Genomic DNA, 17,244 nt, shown 5'->3' on the forward strand with positions numbered 1-17,244 from the left:
ACGCGTTCAGAGCTCCGGCAGCTGGTCGCCGGGGTCCGGGTAGCGACCGTGTTCCAGGCGGAACAGGTAGGCGCGGAGGTCGGTTTCGAGGTCGCTCGCGAGGTAACCGAGAAAGTCGCGAGCGCCTTCGGCGGCCTCGTGCCTCTGTGGCTCGGTGGAGGCGGTCCACTCGGCGAGCAGCGCGGTGAGGTGGTCCTCGACCTCGGCCCGCCCGCTCCACCAGGCCCAGACGGCCTCCGGCGTCCACCGCTCGTCACCGTCGAAGGCGAAGCCGTCGTAGGGGTCCTGCTGGGCGGCGACCACCACGCTCTCCACCTCCGCCTCGGTCACGGGCTGGCGATAGATGAACTCGTTGTAGTACTCGCCGCCGTAGAGGATGTGGCGCGGGGCGTGCAGCCGTCCGGTCCAGCAGTTGTCGGTGATGCCCGTGTAGATGGGGCCCGGCACGTTCAGCCAGTGCTTCTCCGCCCACTTGTCGTTCACCCCACCCATGATCCCTGACTTTCGTCGGGGGTCCGCTCTGACTTTCAGGTCGGGTTTCGCCGCCCGTAGATCCATACGTTCTGTCCCATGAACATCTGGGGTGCGGCGCTCACGCTGCTCGTCTCCACGTACATGGGTGAGGCCTCCTATCCGGGCGTCGCCGTCGCGATCACCAAGGGCGACCAGGTGGTCGCGGTCCAGGGCTTCGGGCACGACTCGACCGGCGCCCCGATCACCGAGAACACGAAGATGGCGATCGCCTCGGTCAGCAAGTCGTTCACGGCGCTGGCGGTCCGGCAGCTCGCGGACGCCGGCAAGATCGACCTCGACCGGCCGGTGTTCGACTCGCGCGTCACGCCGCGGCAGTTGCTGGCGCACAAGTCGGGGATCAGCGACCGGACGTTGCCGGAGAAGAGCCTGAAGCAGCCCGGCAGCCCGGCCGAGGCGGTGGAACGGGCGCGGGAAGCGCTGCGGCAAGCCGTGCCGGACAACGAGTTCCGCTACACCAACACCAACTACCACCTGGCCGCGCGGCTCGTCGAGGTGGCGTCGGGCGAGAACTTCAACGCCTACCTGCGCCACCACGTCTTCGAGCCCCTGAACATGAAGGACACCGTGGCGATCGACGTGACGCCGCGCGATCTGCCACCGGACTTCCGCAAGGGTTACGGCTACGCCTACGGGTTCTCGATCCCGCTCACCGAGCCGGACCGGTTCGTCACCGGCTCCGACGGCGTGATCACGACGGCCGCCGACATGGCGAAGTGGCTGGCCGCCCAACAGAAGCTCGCCCCCAAAGACGGCATGGGCTGGGAGGCGGACCAGCAGGGACGGCTGCGGCACAGCGGCATCTGGTTCACCGGCACGGCTGGGCAGTTGCTGACGTCGTCCGGGTACGGGATCGCGGTCATGGCCAACAGCGGGATCACCCTCGGCAACGAAGGGACGTACGGGCTGGAGAACGGGATCGCCGACGTCGTCGAAGGCAGGACGCCACCGGAGCCGGAGTCGTACCGGCTCCTGACTGATCTCGTGCTGGCCGCGCTGACGCTCCTCTCCGTGGGACTGGGCATTCGGGCGCTGAAAAGGCCCCGGAGGTTCCACAAGGCGTGGCAGGTGCTCAGGTTCGTGCCGCTCGCTGTCCTGCTGGCCTTGCCCACGTTGCTCGGGCTGCTGTACGGCGGCGGGCGCGACATCACGTTCTTCCAACTGGCGCACTATTCGCTGCCGCTTGTGGTGTGGTTGGGCGTGTCCAGCGTGATGAACCTGAGTGTCGCGGTCGCGAGGTGGCGGCGATGAGGACGGCGGCGCTCGCCGGGTGTGTGGCGGCGGCGGTCGCGGTGTCGTTCGCCATGGACAGAGGCGTTCCACCGTGGACGGCCGCGGTGTGGGGGCCGTTGTTCGTGATCGCGTTCGTGCTCGGGCGCCGCACCGCCTCCGCGTGGTCGGCGCTGGTGCTCCTCGGAGGGGTCTTCGGCGGGCTGACGGGGCTCGCGCTGGTGGGGCTCTCGGTGGCGCTGCCGTGGTTTCTCGGACGGGTCGCCCACCAGCAGGCCGCGCTGGCCGCCGCCTCCGTCGAGGCCGCCCACCTGCGCGAACGCACCCGGATCGCGCACGAGGTCCACGACTCGCTCGGGCACGAACTGAGCCTGCTCGCGCTGCGGGCGGGCGCACTGGAGATGACGTTGCCCGCACATCACCAGGCCGCCGCCGCACAGCTTCGAGAGACGGCCGCCGGGGCCACGGAACGGTTGTCGGAACTGGTCTTCCTGCTGCGCGACGGAGAACCGCCGTCGGTTCTCGACCTCCACGACCTCGTCGACCGCGCCACGAAGGCCGGCCTGCGCGTCGAGTTCTCCACCGACGGCCCGATCCCGTCCACAGTGGAACGAACGGTGCACAGGGTGGTGCAGGAGGCGCTGACGAACGCCGCCAAGCACGCGCCGAAGTCGTTGCTGCGGCTGAACATCACCACCGACGAAGCCACGACGGTGGTCGAGGCGGGCAACGACGCCGGACGGCGGCGCGGTGCGGGCAGCCGGTTGGGGCTGGTCGCGTTGCGCGAACGGGTGCGGCTCGCCGGGGGTAGCCTGCGCGTCAGTCGTGGCGACGGCCGGTTCGAGCTGGTCGCCGTGCTACCGCACTCGGGGGACTCGTGATTCGCGTACTGCTCGCCGACGACGAGACGATGGTGCGCGCGGGCGTGCGGGCCATCCTCGGCTCCGACCCCGAACTGGACGTCGTCGCGGAGGCGTCGGACGGGCGCGAGGCGATCGACCTCGCCTTGAAGCACCGGCCCGACGTCGTGCTGCTGGACATCCGCATGCCCCGCCTCGACGGGCTGGAAGCGGCCAAAGAGCTGGTACGTAACGGTTTCGGGGTGGCGATGCTGACGACGTTCAACGACGACGGCTACCTGGAACGGGCGCTGGACGGCGGCGCGCGCGGATTCCTGCTGAAGTCAGGCGATCCGCGCGAACTGATCGCGGGCGTGCACGCGCTCGCGTCCGGCGGCGCCTACCTGGCGCCGAAGGTCGCGGCCAGGATGATCAGCCGGTTCCGCGGCGGCCGGATCGGGCAGGCACGGGCTCAGGTCGAGTCGCTGACCGTGCGGGAACGCGACGTGCTCGCGCTGCTCGGCCAGGGCCTGTCTAACGCGCAGATCGCCCGCCGCCTCGACCTGGTCGAGGGCACGGTGAAGGGGCACGTGAGCGCGATCCTGAGCCGCCTGGGCGCGGAGAACCGGGTCCAGGCGGCGATCGTGGCCCACGAAGCGGGCCTCTAGAAGGGGAAGTGGCCGTGCTCGCTGGCTACGGTGACCCAGCGGGTCGCGGAGAACGCCTCGAGGCCCCACCGGCCACCGAACCGCCCGTACCCGCTGGACTTCACGCCACCGAACGGCGCCTGCGGCTCGTCGTCCACCGTCTGGTTGCCGACGTGCACGATGCCGGTCCGGATCCGTTGCGCCAGAGCGAGACCACGCCGCGAGTCCTCGGTGAGGATGCCCGCGGTGAGGCCGTGCTCGGTGTCGTTCGCGACGGCCACGGCCTCGTCGTCGTCGGCGACGGGGACGACGATGACGGCCGGGCCGAAGATCTCCTCCTGGAACACGCGCATCGACGGAGTCACGCCGTCCAGCACGGTCGCACCCCCGTTGCCACCGGCACGCACCGTGGCACCGGCCTCGACCGCCTCGGCCACCAGCGCGGCGACGCGGGAGGCGGACCGCGGGTTGATCACCGGGCCGATCACCGTGCCGGGGTCGGCGGGATCGCCGTGCGGCAGCGACCCGACCTTGGCCGCGAGCTTCGCGGTGAACTCCTCGGCGACCGACCGGTGCACCAGGATGCGGTCGGTCGACATGCAGATCTGGCCGGCGTTGTGGAACGCGCCGAACGTCGCCGCGTCGACCGCGTGGTCGAGATCGGCGTCGTCGAGCACGAGCAACGAGTTCTTGCCGCCGAGCTCCAGCACGGCGGGCTTGAGGTGTTGTGCGGCAAGGGTTCCGACGATCCGGCCGACCTCGGTCGACCCGGTGAAGTTCACGGCCCGCACCCGCGAGTCGGTGATCAACGCCTCGGCCACCGCGGCGGCGTCGGCGGGAGCGTTCGTCACGACGTTGAGCACGCCCGCCGGCAACCCGGCCTCGCGCAGCACGTCGGCGATGAACAGCCCGGCCGCGATCGGCGCGTCCTCGCTGGGCTTGAGCACCACGGTGTTCCCGGCGGCGAGAGGCGCCGCGACGGCCCGCGCGCTCAGGATGACCGGCGCGTTCCACGGCGCGAACGCCGCCACCACGCCGAGCGGTTCCCGGACGGCGAGCGACAGCTGACCGGGCACGTCCGTCGTCAGCACCTCGCCGATGGGCTGGGTGACGGCAGCGGCGGCCTCGCGCAGGACGTTGGCCGCCAGCATCACGTTGAACCCGGCCCACCCGCCGACACCACCGACCTCGGCGGCCATCAGCGCCACGACCTCGGCCGTCCTGGTCTCCAGCACGTCCGCCGCCCGCAGCAGGATCCCGCGCTTCACGGACGGAGCCGTCGCCGCCCAGCCCGCGAAAGCCTCCGAGGCCGCATTGACGGCCCGCGTGACGTCCGCGGGCCCACCCGCGGCCACCACGGCGTACACCTCGCCGGTGAAGGGGTTGAGATCGTCGGTGGTGCGGCCGTCCAGCGCGGGAACGCTGTCGCCGCCGATGAGGAGCTCACGCATGTCGCTTGCCACAGTTGACGATTCAACCGTCAGACGGGGTGATCATCCAAGCCCGGCTTCCGGTGGATGGAAACTGGGCTCCAGCATCCGGGCGATGCCCCTGGCCGCCACCTGCAACGCGGCCACCAACTGCGCCCGCACGTTGCGCAGGTCCGGCACCACGATCCCGAGCGCCGCGACGACGTTCCCCTCCACCTCGACCGGCACCGCCACGCTGCACGCCCCGAGCGTCATCTCCTCGAACGTCTGCGCGTACCCGTCGCGCCGGATCCGGTGCAGCTGCGCCCGCATCCGGCCGGGTTCCGTGACCGTGAACGCCGTGATCCGCGTCAGCCCGTGCGCGAGCACCTCGTCCTGCACCTCCGCGGGCGCGTGCGCGAGCAACACCTTCCCGACGCCCGTCGAGTGCAACGGCAACCGGCTGCCGGTCGAGCTCACGATCGGCACCGACGCGTGCCCCGACACCCGATCGAGGTACAGCACCTCGGTGCCCTCCCGCACGGCCAGGTGCACCACCGCCCGCGTCGCCGCGTGGATGTCGTGCAGGAACGGCTCCGCGACCCGGCTCAGCTCCACCTCGCCGGACGCCAGCAACCCGAGCCGCCAGATCCGCCGCCCGATCACGTACTCGCCCGAGTCCAGCCGCCGCACCGCGCCCCACTCCGTGAGCTCGGCCAGCAGCCGGTGCGTGGTGCTGATCGGCAACCCGCAGCGCCGCGCGATGCCGCTCAGGGTCTGGCGGCGATGCCGGCCGTCGAACGTGCCGAGCAGCGACAGCAGCTTGGAGGAGACGGTGGCGGCCACGCCAGGATTCTGCACGCTCCGGTAGAACTGGGCACGTGACGTACCTCGGTGAAGGCTGGGACAGCACCGCGTTCCTGGTCGATGGGCGCTGGGTGGAACGACGGCCGCGCCGTCCCGAGATCGAGCCGCAACTCGTGCGCGAGACGGTGGTGATGCCATGGCTCGCGCCCGTGCTGCCGCTGCCCGTCCCGGTGCCGGAGATCGTGTCGCGGGAGCCGTTGGTGGTGCGGCACGAGCTGGTGCGGGGCGAGGAACTGACCCGCCTCAACGCCGTTCCGGGCCGGCAGCTGGGGGAGTTCCTGCTGGCGTTGCACGCGGTACCCGTGGCGGAGGCGGAGCGACGGGGTGTCGGCCCGATGCCGTTGCCCGTCGACCGCTTCCGGGCCGAGGTCCGGGTGCCCGGTGGCGAGGAGCTGCTGGCCAGGATCGACGGGTTGCCCGCCGACACGCTGGTGCACGGCGACCTCGGCACCGAACACGTGCTCGGCGATGACGGCGTGCTGACCGGCGTGATCGACTTCGGCGACCTGCACATCGGGGACGCGGCGATCGATCTCGCGTGGGCGCTGCACTCCACGTCCCCCGAGTTCGCCCACGCCGTCGCCGAGACCTACGGGGTGACGCCGGAACTGCGCGAGCGGGCGTCGTTCTGGCACCGGCTCGGCCCTTGGCACGAGGTCCTGCGCGGCAACGACACCGACGACGCGGAAATGACGAAGGTTGGGCTGGCTGGAGTACTCGAACGGCTGAGAACCGGGTAACCGGAGGCGGACAGCCCCGATCGAGGAGGACGACATGCCTTGGGTTCGCCGCCACCGCCGCAGCGCCCCGTACAGCTTCTTCCGCAGCACCACGGTCCGCAGCCACTACCGCAGGCCGGCGGGTTCGATGTGGATTCCGATCGTCGTCGCGATCGCCGTGATCGTGCTGCTCATCGCCTTGTTCTGAGGGTAGTGTCGAAGGCATGGGACAGTTGGGTGAGTTGTTCCCGGGCCCCAAGGTCCGCCGCGAGGCGACGGACGCGGGCACCGGTGAGGACTACGAGGAGACCGGACCGCTCGACCTGACGGCGGGCGCGGTGCGCTTGAGGCCGCGCCCGAAGCCGGTTCCGGCGCCCGAGAGCGACGAGTGATCACCGGTACTACCCTTGGCCGGTGCTAGCAGGCCTGCTCTTCCTCATCCCCGCCCTCTTCTTCGTCATCGGGATGGTGCGTGACCGCCGCAGGCTGAGCAACGCCGTCTGGCTCGGCATCTCGCTCGTGATGCTGCTGCTGTTGCTGGCGGAGGCCGGGCGGGACAACCCGGTGCTGAGCCTGCCGTTGCTGCTCGTGTTCATGCTGGCCGTGCTCGGCCTGCTGCTGCTCCCGCTCGCCTTGCTGGCCAACGGCATGGTGATGGTCCGCCGCGAGGGCCGTTCGCTGGGCAACCTCCTGTCGTTGCTCGCGGGCATCGCCCTGCTCGGCGAGATGATCTACTTCTTCTGGGGAATCGCCCAGCCCAACGACTGGATTCGCGGCACCGCCATCGGCCTGTTCCTGATGTCGGCGTACATCGCGTTCTTGTTCGTGAGCCTCCTGCTGTACTCGGTGATCTACGGCCGCACGGGCCGCCGCCACGGGTTCGACGGCATCGTGGTGCTCGGCGCGGGCCTGATCGGATCCCGCGTGCCGAAGCTGCTGGCGAACCGGCTCGACCGCGCGATGCGGCTCTACCACCGCGACCGCGAGGCCGGCCGGTCACCCGTGCTCGTCGTGTCCGGTGGGCAGGGCGCGGACGAGGAGGTCTCCGAGGCGTTCGCCATGCGCGAGTACCTCCTCGAGCACGGCGTGCCCGACGCCGACGTCGTGATGGAGGACCAGGCGACCACGACCGAGGAGAACCTGCGCTACAGCAAGGCTTTGCTCGCCGAACGAGGTCTCAACGGCCGGGTCGTCGCGGTCACGAACAACTACCACGTGTTCCGCACCGCCGTGCTCTCCCGCAAGCAGGGCCTGCGGCTGCAGGTCATCGGCGCGCCCACGGCCTGGTACTTCGTGCCGAGCGCGTTCCTGCGTGAGTTCGTGGCGCTCCTGGTCCGCAACCCCGTCGTGCACGGCCTGGCGTGCGCCGTGCTGATGGCGGGCGGGCTCGCGCTGACCCAGATCGGCTAGCCCAGGAGCGCCTTCATCTCGGTGATCTCCTGCTGCTGGCCGTCGACGATCGCCTGAGCGAGCTTCTTCGCCTTGTCGTCCTCGCCCTGGGCGAGCTCGGTCTTCGCCATCTCGACGGCACCTTCGTGGTGCTTGATCATCATGTCGAGCCACAGCCGGTCGAACTCGGCGCCGCTGGACCTCTCCAGCTTCGCCATGTCGTCCTGGCTCATCATCCCGGTCATGTCGTGGCCGGCGTGGTCCTGCTCGGCGCCCCACTGCTGGAGCCACTCGTTCATCTGAGCGATCTCCGGGCCCTGCGCCTTCTCGATGCGCTGGGCGAGGGAGCGGACCTCGTCGTCGCTGCTGCGCGACGGCACGAGCTTCGCCATCTCCAGCGCCTGCTCGTGGTGCGGGACCATGGCTTGCGCGAACGTGACGTCGGCAGCCGTGTTCGCGGGACCGCCGCAGGCGCCCAAGATGAGCATGCCGACGACAGCCCCGATGAGGGACTTCTTCAAGGGATTCTTCTCTCTGCGTTTGTGGACGGTGCTGGGTGGACTGACGAACTCAGTTCCGCAGCACGCAGAGAGTCGTGAGGAGCTGTCTTCCGCCAGGAGGCGGACGTTGAGGGGTGCTCGCCGGCGTTTCGCCCACGGGCTCGGCGAGCCGGGGGAGGGCCGTCCGGACCAGGAACCAGCCCAGCAGCACGACGGCCGCGGCGACCAAGACCGCGAGGCACAGGTGCGTCAGGTCGTGTTCGTGGGGCTGTTCCTGTTGCTGGGACATCGTGTGCGCGGCGTGGGGAGTCTCCGCCGCCGCGACGTGGTGCATTCCCACGACGGAGAAGACGAGCGCGCACAGCAGCACCCATTGGGTGAACCGGCGCCTCGTCATGCGGCACACCCTACGACTACCGGGCTTGATACGGGTACCCCCTAGGGGTATTGTCCCCGTCATGAGTCTTACCAGGCAGGCGATCTCCGCGACGCTGCACTGCCTCACCGGCTGCGCGATCGGCGAGGTGCTCGGCATGGTCATCGGCACGGCGCTGGGCTGGGGCAACCTCGCCACGGTCGTGCTGTCCGTGGTGCTCGCGTTCGTGTTCGGCTACTCGCTGACGATCCGCCCGGTGCTGCGCTCGGGCCTCGCGTTCAAGGCGGCCCTCGGGGTGGCGCTGGCCGCGGACACCGTGTCGATCGCGGTCATGGAGGTCGTCGACAACGCGGTGATGCTGCTCGTGCCCGGCGCGATGAACGCCGGCCTCGCGAACTGGGTGTTCTGGGCGGCGCTGGTGTTCTCACTGGCCGTCGCGTTCGTGGTGACGGTGCCGGTGAACCGCTGGATGATCGCGCGCGGCAAGGGCCACGCGGTCGTCCACCAGCACCACCACTGAGAGAAAGGCCGGGGCAGGTGCCCCGGCCTTCCCGTCACTGCTCCTTGCCGTCGGGCTGCGCGACCAGCGTCGGCGGTTTTGTGGCGTCGGCGTGTTCCGACGTCACCCGCGTGCCGTCCGTGCCCAGGTCGCGGTTGTCCTCCGCGGCCGCCGCCGCGCCGATGCCCAGCACGAGCGCGGCCGCTGCGAGCGCCAGTGCGCCCGCGGTCTTCCTGCCCACCATGGAACCTCCCCAGTTCGGTGTGAGGTCCCAGGATGCCGACGCGGTCATGGCGGAACCTTGAACGCGCTGGTCAGGCGCGGCTGAACGTCATCACCCAGTTCGTCTCCCAGGACTCGCCGCCGTCGTAGGAGAACTGCTGCTGCCAGACGGGTTCGGGGGCCACCGTCCAGTCGAACCGCACCTTCACCGCGTGCCCGCCGACCACGTCGTCACCGAAGAACACCCCGTGCCCGTCGTCGAACCGCCCCTCCAGCGGCGGGTCGAGGTGTCCGGGAGCGCGGGTGGAGGCCCACCAGATGCGCCAGACGTCGCCGGCCGGGTCGTACTGGCGCAGGGTCATGCCCTCCCAGTCGTCCGCGAAGACGCTGTCGATGATCGCCGCGCCGCCCAGCAGGGGTCTGGCCTCGGCCCGCGTCTCGAACTCGACCCACTCGGTGCCGCGCCCGACGATGTCGGCGATCTTGCGGTTGGCGACCCGCCAGCGGCCGTGCAGGAAGTTGAAATCGTTCTCACTCATGGAAAAGACGCTAAACCGATTCACTGACACCTTTTGTCAGTGATCGACTATTGACGCAAAGGTCTGGACCATTTTACCGTTCCTGCCAGTGGCCGCCGCCCTAGCCAGGAGGTCCTTTCCCTTGCGACTGCTCGCCAGAGTGGTCCCGGTGCTAGCTCTGCTAGCCGGGACCGTGATAGCCGTGACCAACGCGCCCACCGCAGCCGCAGCCCACGAGGACTGCCGGCCGGACGGGCTGTACAAGACGCCGGGTGTCGAATCGCCGTACTGCACGGTCTACGACACCGCCGGCCGCGAGAACATGGGGGACAAGTCCAGACGTGTCATCGGGTACTTCACCAGCTGGCGGACCGGCAAGAACGGCCAGCCGGGGTACCTCGCCAAGGACATCCCCTGGAACAAGGTCACGCACCTGAACTACGCGTTCGCGCACATCGACGGCCAGAACAAGATCTCGGTCGGTGACAGCAACGCGAACAACTCGTCCATCGGCATGGAGTGGCCGGGCGTAGCCGGCGCCGAGATGGACCCGTCGCTGCCCTACAAGGGGAACTTCAACCAGCTCACGAAGTTCAAGAAGCAGTACCCGAACGTCAAGACGCTGATCTCGGTCGGCGGCTGGGCGGAGACCGGCGGCTTCTTCAACGCCGACGGCACGCGCAACGCGTCGGGCGGCTTCTACAAGCTCGGCCAGAACCAGGCGGCGATCGACACGTTCGCCGACAGCACCGTGGAGTTCCTGCGCAAGTACGGCTTCAACGGCGCCGACATCGACTACGAGTACGCGACGTCGAACAACCACGCCGGCAACCCGGACGACTTCTGGATCTCCAACGCCAACCGCGGCACGCTGTGGGCCGGCTACGAGAAGATCATGAAGACGCTGCGCGAGAAGCTCGACCGCGCCGGTGCCGCCGACGGCAAGCACTACATGCTGACCGCCGCCGTGCCCGCGTCCGGCTGGCTGCTGCGCGGCCAGGAGGCGTACCAGGTCACCAAGTACCTCGACTACCTCAACGTCATGAGCTACGACCTGCACGGTTCGTGGAACCAGTTCGTCGGCCCGAACGCGGCTCTCTACGACGACGGCAAGGACGGGGAGCTCGCGGCCGGCGGCGTGTACGGCGCGGGTCAGTACGAGGGCATGGGGTACCTGAACACCGACTGGGCGTACCACTACTTCCGCGGCGCCATGCAGGCCGGGCGCATCAACATCGGCGTGCCGTTCTACTCGCGCGGCTGGCAGGGCGTCACCGGTGGCACGAACGGGTTGTGGGGCAAGGCTCCGCTGCCCAACCAGTCGCAGTGCCCGCCCGGCACCGGTTCGTCGGTCGGCTCGACCACGCCGTGCGGCAACGGCGCGGCCGGCATCGACAACATCTGGCACGACGTCACCGCGGGTGGCGCCGAGGTTCCGTCCGGTGTGAACCCGTTGTGGCACACCAAGAACCTGGAAGCCAAGATCACCGGTTCGTACTCCTCGCAGTACGGCCTGGACCCGGTCAACGACCCGACCGACCGCCTCACCGGCACGTACGCGCCGTACTACGACTCGACGTTGAAGTCGCCGTGGCTGTGGAACGACGACAAGAAGGTGTTCCTGTCCACCGAGACCGAGCAGTCGATCGCGGAGAAGGCCAAGTACGTCAAGGACAAGGGCCTCGGCGGCATCATGATCTGGGAGCTCGCGGGCGACTACAGGTACGACTCCGTGAAGAAGGAGTACTTCATCGGCGACACGCTGCTGTCGACCATCAACACCGGCCTGAACGGCGCCGCGCCTTACGGTGCCCAGAAGGCCACGACGCAGCAGACCCAGTCCCTCGCGGTCGACGTGGACGTCTACGGCTTCGCGTTGGGCGACAACAACTACCCGATCACGCCGAAGATCAAGTTCACGAACCGCTCGACCGTCACCATCCCCGGTGGCACGAAGATCGCGTTCGACTACGGCACCAGCGCGCCGGGCAGCATGGCCGACCAGTCCGGATTCGGGCTGAAGATCGTGTCGAAGGGACACAGCGGGGCCAACGTCGGCGGCCTGAAGGGCGACTTCCAGAAGGCGGAGCTCACGCTGCCGTCGTGGCAGTCGCTGGCACCGGGCGCGTCGATCGACGTGACCGTCAGCTACCAGCTGCCGATCTCGACGCCGTCGAACTTCGTGTTCACGTTCGGCGGTCAGTCGTACGCGATCACCGCGGACTACCCGCGCATCGGCGGCGGCAACCCGCCGACGTCCACTACGACGTCCACGACCACCACTACTACGACCACCACGACCACGACCACCACGAACCCGCCGGCCTGCTCGCTGCCCGCGTGGGAGCGCGGCAAGGTCTACACCGGTGGCAACGAGGTGTCGCACAACGGTCGCAAGTGGCGTGCCCAGTGGTGGACGACCGGCGAGGAGCCAGGAACCACCGGCGAGTGGGGCGTCTGGCGTGACCAGGGTGCCTGCTAGCACTCCCTGAGTTCTCTCCGGCTCGAAGTCAGGAAACTGTCAGGCGCGGGGCTTAGGCTGTTCATCGTGACCGCCCAAGACCCGCGCCTGCAGGAACTCCTGCTGCTCCGCAAGGTCCGCGACCGGATCGACCGCGAGTACCGGCAACCGCTGGACGTCGCGGCGCTGGCTCGCGGCGTGCACCTGTCCGCGGGGCATCTCTCGCGGGCGTTCCGCGCGGCGTTCGGCGAGTCGCCCTACAGCTACCTGATGACCCGCCGCATCGAGCGGGCCATGACGTTGCTGCGCCGGGGCGACATGTCCGTCACCGACGTCTGCTTCGAGGTCGGCTGCACGTCGCTCGGCACGTTCAGCACCCGTTTCTCCGAACTGGTCGGCATGTCGCCGAGCCAGTACAAGAAGGTCGCCGGCGAGGACGGGCAGGGCATCCCGAACTGCCTGGCCAAGGCCGTGATGAGGCCGATCAGGAATCGAGAAGCGGCGACCGGTCCGTCCGATTAGGTTGACCGGCATGTCAGTCATCATCGCCGCGGCCTTCCTGCCCGCAGACGACCCCGAGAAGTCACTCGGCTTCTTCCGCGACGCGCTCGGCTTCGAGGTCCGCCAGGACGTCGGCCAGGGCACCATGCGCTGGATCACCGTCGGTCCGCCCGACCAGCCCGAGACCGGCATCGTGCTGCACCCGCCCGCCGCCGATCCCGGCGTGAGCGACGAGGAACGCCGCACGATCGCCGTCCTCATGGCGAAGGGCGTCTACACGGCACTTTCGCTCGCCACCAAGGACCTGCAGGGCACGTTCGACCGTGCGCGCGAATGGGTCGAGAAGTCAGGTGCGGGCGAAGTGCTGCAGGAGCCCGAGGACCAGCCGTGGGGCGTGCGGGACTGCGCGTTCCGCGACCCGGCCGGCAACCTGGTCCGCGTCAACCAACTCTGAACGTGGTGCCCGGCGCGGCGTAGTCGACCTGCCCCGCGTATCGGGCCGAGGCACGGGCGACCGCTTCCTGAGGAGCCAGGAAGCGGCCCACGTGCGTGACGACCAACCGTCCCGCACCCGCCCGGGATGCCGTCTCACCTGCGTCTTCCGGCGTGTGGTGGGCCATGTCCGGAGTCTTCTCCGCGCTCTCGGCCTCGCACAGCAGCACGTCGGTGCCGCGGGCCAGTTCGACGAGGCTCTGGCACGCCGCGGTGTCGCCGGAGTAGGTCAGCGAGCGGTTCTCGGACTCGATCCGGACGCCGAACGCCGGGATGCCGTGCTCGACCGCCGCCGTGGTCAGCCGCAGCGAACCGACCGCGGCCTGGTGGCCGTCGTGCAACTCGGTGATCGCGAACCCGTCCTCGATCGGGCTGCGCACCGGTCCGTTGGTGAGGAACCCGGCGAGGCGGTCGGCGATGCCGGGAGGGCCGTACAGGGGGACCGGCTCGCGTTCGACGTCCGCGAACAGCAGGGCGTAGTAGGCGGTGAGCAGGTCCGCGCTGTGGTCGGCGTGCAGGTGCGAGATCCAGATCGCGTCCAGGTCCTCCAGCCGCGTGTGGCGCTGCAACGGGCCGAGCGTGCCGGTGCCGGCGTCCATCCACACGCGAGTGTCGCCGTGCGACACCAGATAGCCCGAACACGGGTTGTCCGTGCTCGGGTACGGCGTCGCGCACCCGAGCACGGTCAGGCTGAGGTCCATCGGTCAACCGTAGATCAACGGGCCCGCGTTCCCTTGAGCTTCACCAGTTCCGACTCGAACAGGTTCTGCTCGACCTTCAACGTTCCGGGCACGCCCGCGTCCGGCCTGCTCATGTACGACTGCGTCGCGGAAGGCCGTCCCACCAACGAGAAGCGCAGCTCGCCGGTGAGTCCCAGGGTGTCGATGGAGTTGGTCTCGTGGAACGCCCGCAGCACGCCGTCACGCGTGAGGTCCTTCTTCTCGCACGCCTTCTCCAGCACCGCGACGTACGCCAACGCGACCGTGTAGCCGTGCACGGTGTTGAGCGAACCCGGTTCGCCCGGCCACCGTTGCCCGTAGGCGTCGCGCAGTTCCCGGACGCCCCGCGCCTCGCCGCTCCACGGCGCGACCGGTGCCGTCAACAGGACCTGCTCGGCGAACACCGCGGCCACCGGCGACTGCATGATCGCCGGGTCGTAGCTGACCGCGCTCGACAGGATCGGCACCGTCCAGCCGAGCTGTGCGGCGATCCCCACGGCCGCGGCGGTCTGCGGCGGCGTCAGGCTGAGCACCAGGACCTTGGCGTCGGCCGCCTTCAGCGCGGCGATCTGGGTGGTGAGGTTCGCCGTCGTCTCGGTGACCGCCTGCTCCGAGATCTTCATGCCCCAGTTCTCCGCGACGAACCGGCTGCCCTCCAGCGCGTTCTCGCCGAAGCTGCCCTTGAGGTGCAGGTGACCGATCGTGTCGCCGTCCTTCAGCGAGCCCTTGCGCTTGTGGTGGTCGAGGCCGTTGATGATGTCGAGGTCGTAGGTGGTGCCGACGATCATCATGTGCGGGTTGCCCAGCAGGGAGGCCGCCCACGAGCCGGGCACGGTGAGCGCCCGCGTCTGCATCAGGTCGGGCTCGATGGCCGCGGTCATCGGCTGGCCGGTCACGTCGATGAATCCCAGCACCTGCGGCTCGAGCTCGAAATAGCCGTCCAGTGCCTTCTGAACGTCGTAGGCGTGGTCCTTCTGCTTCAGTTCGATACGCCGTCCGCACACGCCGCCGCGTTTGTTGACCTGGTCCAGATAAAGTTCATATCCGCGAATCCGGAGAACTGAAGTCCCTTTGAAGGGACCGGTCATGTCGGTCAGGACGCCGAGTGAGATCGCCTCGTCGGTGATGCCAGGGCCGGTCCTGACCGGCTGATTCATCTGGTCATTCCCCGCGCAGCCGGTGAGCGCCGCCAGTAGGAGGACAGTGGGCAAGAACAGCTGACGAATGGACATTCCAGGCCTTGTCGCAGGAGAAATGAATCAGCGGCGGGGCCGCAGTATTGAACAGGGGGACGGGGGTCGTCCAATTTTGTGGCCCGGAACACCCCCGCGGGGTGAACTGCTTCGATTTCCGATGCAAAACGCGTGCCGGGTACCGTGATCGGGTGGAAGAGCCCGTGTGGAACGAGTGGCGGCGGCCAGGCCCGACGCCCGCGCAACGGCGGCGCGACATCGGCATCGCCGTGATCGTGCTGCTGTGCGCCGTCGAGGTCACCACGCTGGTCAACAGCATGGGTGCGTACGTCTTCCGGGACCCGCCCGGTCTGCCCGCGCAGCTCGCCTGGGTGCTCGCGTTGTCCGTGCCGCTGGTCGTGCGCCGCCGCTATCCGCTGGCAGTCATGCTCGTGGTGTCGGCCCTGTTCATCGCAGCGCAGATCAACCGCGCCGGCGACACCCTGGTGCCCTCCGCGATCCTGTTCCTCGCGATCTACACGGTCGGCGCGTGGGAGCAGAACCGCCGCCTCGCGCGCTGGTCCCGCATCGGAGTGATCGGGGCCATGTTCCTGTGGCTCGGGTTCAGCCTCGTGCGTTCCCTGCTCGGCCCCAAGGGCGATTTCAAGGACGCCGCCGGGCCGATGGACCCGGTGCTCGCCTCCGTCCTCTACGGACTGGAGTTCAACATCTTCTTCTTCATGCTCGCCTACGTGGTGGGGGAGATGGCTTGGTCGGGCGCCCGGCGCCGGGCCCAGCTGGAGTTCCAGGCCGAGGAGCTGCGCCGTTCGCAGGAGCAGAACACCCGTGGCGCCATCGCCGCCGAACGCATGCGCATCGCCCGCGACCTGCACGACGTCGTGGCGCACCACGTGTCCGTGATGGGCATCCAGGCCGGTGCCGCGCGCCGGGTTCTCGACTCCGATCCCGTCATGGCCCGCGACGCGTTGCAGACCGTCGAGCAGACCGCCCGGACCGCGATCAGCGAACTGCGCGGCCTGCTGGGCGTGCTGCGGGCCGACGCGGAGCCCGATCTGAAGGCGGCGCCCGGCCTGGACGACCTGCCGGAACTGTTCGACAGTGCCCGCGCGGCCGGCCTTGATGTCTCGCACGGCGTCTACGGCGCACCTCGCGACGTGCCACCCGGTGTCGCGTTGTCGGCGTATCGCGTCGTGCAGGAAGCACTCACGAACGTGGTCAAGCACGCCGGCGCGCACCATGTCGACGTGCGGATGCGGTTCCTGGACAGCGCTCTGGAACTGGAGATCGCCGACGACGGCCGTGGCCGTGCCGCGTCCACGAATCCGGGATTCGGGCTCGTCGGTATGCGCGAACGTCTTGCCGTGCACGGCGGTTCGCTGGAAGTAGGTCCACGGCGTGACGCGGGCTATCTGGTCCGTGCGTCACTGCCGACCGTGGTGGAGGAGAAGGCGTGAGCTTGCGAGTCGTGCTGGCCGACGACCAGGACCTGGTCCGCGCCGGGTTCCGGGTCATCCTCGGCACCGAGCCCGGCATCGAGGTCGTCGGTGAGGCGGGCGACGGCGCCCAGGCCGTGGAACTCGTCGCGTCGCTGCGCCCCGACGTCGTCCTGATGGACGTCCAGATGCCGCGCATGGACGGCCTGGAAGCCACCCGCCACATCCTTTCCGCGGGTCAGGGCACCCGAGTCGTCATCCTGACCACGTTCGACCGAGAGGACTACCTCTTCGAGGCGCTGCAGGCGGGCGCGAGCGGGTTCCTGCTGAAGAACGCCTCGCCGGAAGACCTAGTGGAGTCCGTGCGGGTCGTTGCGCGCGGGGACGCGTTGCTCTCGCCCGAGGTGACACGACGAGTGATCGCCCGCTTCAGCACGGCGCCAAGGGAACGCACGCGCCCGCCGGAGCTCACCGACCGTGAGTTCGAGGTGCTGGTGGAGCTGGCCAAGGGCGCGTCCAACGCGGAGATCGCCGCGACGTTGTTCCTGGGGGAGACCACCGTGAAGACGCACGTCTCCCGTGTGCTGACCAAGCTCGGTCTGCGCGACCGCACGCACGCCGTGGTGTTCGCCTACGAGAGAGGGATCGTCACGCCTGGCGGCTGAAGCTGTCGGGAACTCATACTGTCCCGGCTTCACA

22 protein-coding genes are annotated in these 17,244 nt (G+C 69.1%); 13 read left to right on the forward strand and 9 right to left on the reverse strand.

Annotation, left to right across the window (positions count from 1 at the left end; genetic code table 11):
• Nucleotides 1–6: 6 nt before the first annotated feature.
• On the reverse strand, nt 7–483 hold the full coding sequence (locus ACIQF0_RS07820; protein ID WP_401025840.1) for a hypothetical protein: 477 nt from the start codon (nt 481–483) through the stop codon (nt 7–9).
• Between the two features lie 87 nt (nt 484–570).
• Here ACIQF0_RS07820 and ACIQF0_RS07825 point away from each other — a divergent pair, with 87 nt between their 5' ends.
• Genes ACIQF0_RS07825 through ACIQF0_RS07835 form a run of 3 tightly spaced genes read left to right on the forward strand, consistent with a single transcriptional unit; the run spans nt 571 to nt 3,268 of the window.
• Nucleotides 571–1,782, forward strand: coding sequence for a serine hydrolase domain-containing protein (locus ACIQF0_RS07825; RefSeq protein WP_401025842.1), 1,212 nt, complete (start codon nt 571–573; stop codon nt 1,780–1,782).
• The gene (locus tag ACIQF0_RS07830) at nt 1,779–2,642 is read left to right on the forward strand and encodes a sensor histidine kinase (protein ID WP_401025845.1); all 864 of its coding nucleotides are present in this window, start codon (nt 1,779–1,781) and stop codon (nt 2,640–2,642) included. The genes ACIQF0_RS07825 and ACIQF0_RS07830 overlap by 4 nt, the downstream gene beginning before the upstream one ends.
• Nucleotides 2,639–3,268 carry a response regulator gene (locus tag ACIQF0_RS07835; RefSeq protein WP_401025847.1) on the forward strand — a complete coding sequence of 210 codons (630 nt, stop codon included), beginning with the start codon at nt 2,639–2,641 and terminating at the stop codon, nt 3,266–3,268. The genes ACIQF0_RS07830 and ACIQF0_RS07835 overlap by 4 nt, the downstream gene beginning before the upstream one ends.
• Here the strand turns inward: ACIQF0_RS07835 and ACIQF0_RS07840 are convergent.
• Together ACIQF0_RS07840 and ACIQF0_RS07845 are read right to left on the reverse strand one after the other, a co-directional pair.
• Complete coding sequence (locus tag ACIQF0_RS07840; RefSeq protein WP_401025849.1) at nt 3,265–4,698, reverse strand: aldehyde dehydrogenase family protein; 1,434 nt, start codon at nt 4,696–4,698, stop codon at nt 3,265–3,267. The genes ACIQF0_RS07835 and ACIQF0_RS07840 overlap by 4 nt on opposite strands.
• Before the next feature lie 42 nt (nt 4,699–4,740).
• Nucleotides 4,741–5,502: an IclR family transcriptional regulator gene (locus ACIQF0_RS07845; RefSeq protein WP_401025852.1), complete on the reverse strand. Its 762-nt coding sequence runs from the start codon at nt 5,500–5,502 to the stop codon at nt 4,741–4,743.
• Between the two features lie 35 nt (nt 5,503–5,537).
• On the opposite strand from ACIQF0_RS07845, the gene ACIQF0_RS07850 reads away from it, so the two are divergent.
• The 4 genes from ACIQF0_RS07850 to ACIQF0_RS07865 are packed head-to-tail and all read left to right on the forward strand — an operon-like array spanning nt 5,538 to nt 7,652.
• Nucleotides 5,538–6,263: a phosphotransferase gene (locus ACIQF0_RS07850; RefSeq protein ID WP_401025855.1), complete on the forward strand. Its 726-nt coding sequence runs from the start codon at nt 5,538–5,540 to the stop codon at nt 6,261–6,263.
• Nucleotides 6,264–6,297: 34 nt separating this feature from the next.
• A complete protein-coding gene (locus tag ACIQF0_RS07855) occupies nt 6,298–6,450 on the forward strand; it encodes a hypothetical protein (protein WP_401025859.1) in 153 nt (50 codons plus the stop codon).
• Between the two features lie 16 nt (nt 6,451–6,466).
• The gene (locus ACIQF0_RS07860) at nt 6,467–6,634 is read left to right on the forward strand and encodes a hypothetical protein (RefSeq protein WP_177320962.1); all 168 of its coding nucleotides are present in this window, start codon (nt 6,467–6,469) and stop codon (nt 6,632–6,634) included.
• A 22-nt stretch (nt 6,635–6,656) separates the two neighbouring features.
• Nucleotides 6,657–7,652, forward strand: coding sequence for a YdcF family protein (locus ACIQF0_RS07865; RefSeq protein ID WP_360029596.1), 996 nt, complete (start codon nt 6,657–6,659; stop codon nt 7,650–7,652).
• Here the strand turns inward: ACIQF0_RS07865 and ACIQF0_RS07870 are convergent.
• Together ACIQF0_RS07870 and ACIQF0_RS07875 are read right to left on the reverse strand one after the other, a co-directional pair.
• The gene (locus ACIQF0_RS07870) at nt 7,649–8,152 is read right to left on the reverse strand and encodes a DUF305 domain-containing protein (protein ID WP_401025862.1); all 504 of its coding nucleotides are present in this window, start codon (nt 8,150–8,152) and stop codon (nt 7,649–7,651) included. The genes ACIQF0_RS07865 and ACIQF0_RS07870 overlap by 4 nt on opposite strands.
• Nucleotides 8,153–8,201: 49 nt before the next feature.
• Nucleotides 8,202–8,528, reverse strand: coding sequence for a hypothetical protein (locus ACIQF0_RS07875; RefSeq protein WP_401025864.1), 327 nt, complete (start codon nt 8,526–8,528; stop codon nt 8,202–8,204).
• Between the two features lie 61 nt (nt 8,529–8,589).
• Between ACIQF0_RS07875 and ACIQF0_RS07880 the strand changes: the two genes are divergently transcribed.
• Nucleotides 8,590–9,027, forward strand: a complete 438-nt coding sequence (locus ACIQF0_RS07880) for a DUF4396 domain-containing protein (RefSeq protein ID WP_360029599.1) — start codon at nt 8,590–8,592, stop codon at nt 9,025–9,027.
• A gap of 34 nt (nt 9,028–9,061) precedes the next feature.
• On the opposite strand, the gene ACIQF0_RS07885 is transcribed toward ACIQF0_RS07880, so the two are convergent.
• Nucleotides 9,062–9,298 carry a hypothetical protein gene (locus tag ACIQF0_RS07885; RefSeq protein WP_401025867.1) on the reverse strand — a complete coding sequence of 79 codons (237 nt, stop codon included), beginning with the start codon at nt 9,296–9,298 and terminating at the stop codon, nt 9,062–9,064.
• Between the two features lie 22 nt (nt 9,299–9,320).
• A complete protein-coding gene (locus tag ACIQF0_RS07890; protein ID WP_401025870.1) occupies nt 9,321–9,767 on the reverse strand; it encodes a hypothetical protein in 447 nt (148 codons plus the stop codon).
• Nucleotides 9,768–9,906: 139 nt separating this feature from the next.
• On the opposite strand from ACIQF0_RS07890, the gene ACIQF0_RS07895 reads away from it, so the two are divergent.
• From ACIQF0_RS07895 to ACIQF0_RS07905, 3 genes are all read left to right on the forward strand, one after another.
• Nucleotides 9,907–12,228 carry a glycosyl hydrolase family 18 protein gene (locus tag ACIQF0_RS07895; RefSeq protein ID WP_401027749.1) on the forward strand — a complete coding sequence of 774 codons (2,322 nt, stop codon included), beginning with the start codon at nt 9,907–9,909 and terminating at the stop codon, nt 12,226–12,228.
• A gap of 66 nt (nt 12,229–12,294) precedes the next feature.
• Nucleotides 12,295–12,729 (forward strand): helix-turn-helix transcriptional regulator, encoded by a 435-nt coding sequence (locus ACIQF0_RS07900; RefSeq protein WP_360029603.1) that lies wholly within the window; start codon nt 12,295–12,297, stop codon nt 12,727–12,729.
• Between the two features lie 10 nt (nt 12,730–12,739).
• Nucleotides 12,740–13,162, forward strand: a complete 423-nt coding sequence (locus tag ACIQF0_RS07905; protein WP_401025873.1) for a VOC family protein — start codon at nt 12,740–12,742, stop codon at nt 13,160–13,162.
• Here the strand turns inward: ACIQF0_RS07905 and ACIQF0_RS07910 are convergent.
• Complete coding sequence (locus ACIQF0_RS07910; protein ID WP_401025876.1) at nt 13,149–13,901, reverse strand: MBL fold metallo-hydrolase; 753 nt, start codon at nt 13,899–13,901, stop codon at nt 13,149–13,151. The genes ACIQF0_RS07905 and ACIQF0_RS07910 overlap by 14 nt on opposite strands.
• Before the next feature lie 14 nt (nt 13,902–13,915).
• Entirely contained in the window at nt 13,916–15,076 is a 1,161-nt protein-coding gene (locus ACIQF0_RS07915) for an ABC transporter substrate-binding protein (protein ID WP_401025878.1), read from the reverse strand.
• Between the two features lie 227 nt (nt 15,077–15,303).
• On the opposite strand from ACIQF0_RS07915, the gene ACIQF0_RS07920 reads away from it, so the two are divergent.
• A complete protein-coding gene (locus ACIQF0_RS07920) occupies nt 15,304–16,566 on the forward strand; it encodes a sensor histidine kinase (protein ID WP_401025880.1) in 1,263 nt (420 codons plus the stop codon).
• The gene (locus tag ACIQF0_RS07925) at nt 16,563–17,210 is read left to right on the forward strand and encodes a response regulator transcription factor (RefSeq protein ID WP_360029608.1); all 648 of its coding nucleotides are present in this window, start codon (nt 16,563–16,565) and stop codon (nt 17,208–17,210) included. The genes ACIQF0_RS07920 and ACIQF0_RS07925 overlap by 4 nt, the downstream gene beginning before the upstream one ends.
• Nucleotides 17,211–17,244 lie beyond the last annotated feature (34 nt).

Origin of the sequence: Lentzea sp. NPDC092896, from assembly GCF_044754905.1 — a bacterium.
In the GTDB taxonomy this organism is placed as follows: domain Bacteria; phylum Actinomycetota; class Actinomycetes; order Mycobacteriales; family Pseudonocardiaceae; genus Lentzea.

What these genes read in the sequence shown, in the direction of transcription:
- ACIQF0_RS07825 (WP_401025842.1), top strand. Translation starts at nt 571, where the DNA reads ATGAACATCTGGGGTGCGGCGCTCACGCTGCTCGTCTCCACGTACATG.
- ACIQF0_RS07830 (WP_401025845.1), top strand. Translation starts at nt 1,779, where the DNA reads ATGAGGACGGCGGCGCTCGCCGGGTGTGTGGCGGCGGCGGTCGCGGTG.
- ACIQF0_RS07840 (WP_401025849.1), bottom strand. Translation starts at nt 4,698, where the DNA reads ATGCGTGAGCTCCTCATCGGCGGCGACAGCGTTCCCGCGCTGGACGGC.
- ACIQF0_RS07855 (WP_401025859.1), top strand. Translation starts at nt 6,298, where the DNA reads ATGCCTTGGGTTCGCCGCCACCGCCGCAGCGCCCCGTACAGCTTCTTC.
- ACIQF0_RS07860 (WP_177320962.1), top strand. Translation starts at nt 6,467, where the DNA reads ATGGGACAGTTGGGTGAGTTGTTCCCGGGCCCCAAGGTCCGCCGCGAG.
- ACIQF0_RS07875 (WP_401025864.1), bottom strand. Translation starts at nt 8,528, where the DNA reads ATGACGAGGCGCCGGTTCACCCAATGGGTGCTGCTGTGCGCGCTCGTC.
- ACIQF0_RS07880 (WP_360029599.1), top strand. Translation starts at nt 8,590, where the DNA reads ATGAGTCTTACCAGGCAGGCGATCTCCGCGACGCTGCACTGCCTCACC.
- ACIQF0_RS07885 (WP_401025867.1), bottom strand. Translation starts at nt 9,298, where the DNA reads ATGACCGCGTCGGCATCCTGGGACCTCACACCGAACTGGGGAGGTTCC.
- ACIQF0_RS07890 (WP_401025870.1), bottom strand. Translation starts at nt 9,767, where the DNA reads ATGAGTGAGAACGATTTCAACTTCCTGCACGGCCGCTGGCGGGTCGCC.
- ACIQF0_RS07905 (WP_401025873.1), top strand. Translation starts at nt 12,740, where the DNA reads ATGTCAGTCATCATCGCCGCGGCCTTCCTGCCCGCAGACGACCCCGAG.
- ACIQF0_RS07910 (WP_401025876.1), bottom strand. Translation starts at nt 13,901, where the DNA reads ATGGACCTCAGCCTGACCGTGCTCGGGTGCGCGACGCCGTACCCGAGC.
- ACIQF0_RS07915 (WP_401025878.1), bottom strand. Translation starts at nt 15,076, where the DNA reads ATGAATCAGCCGGTCAGGACCGGCCCTGGCATCACCGACGAGGCGATC.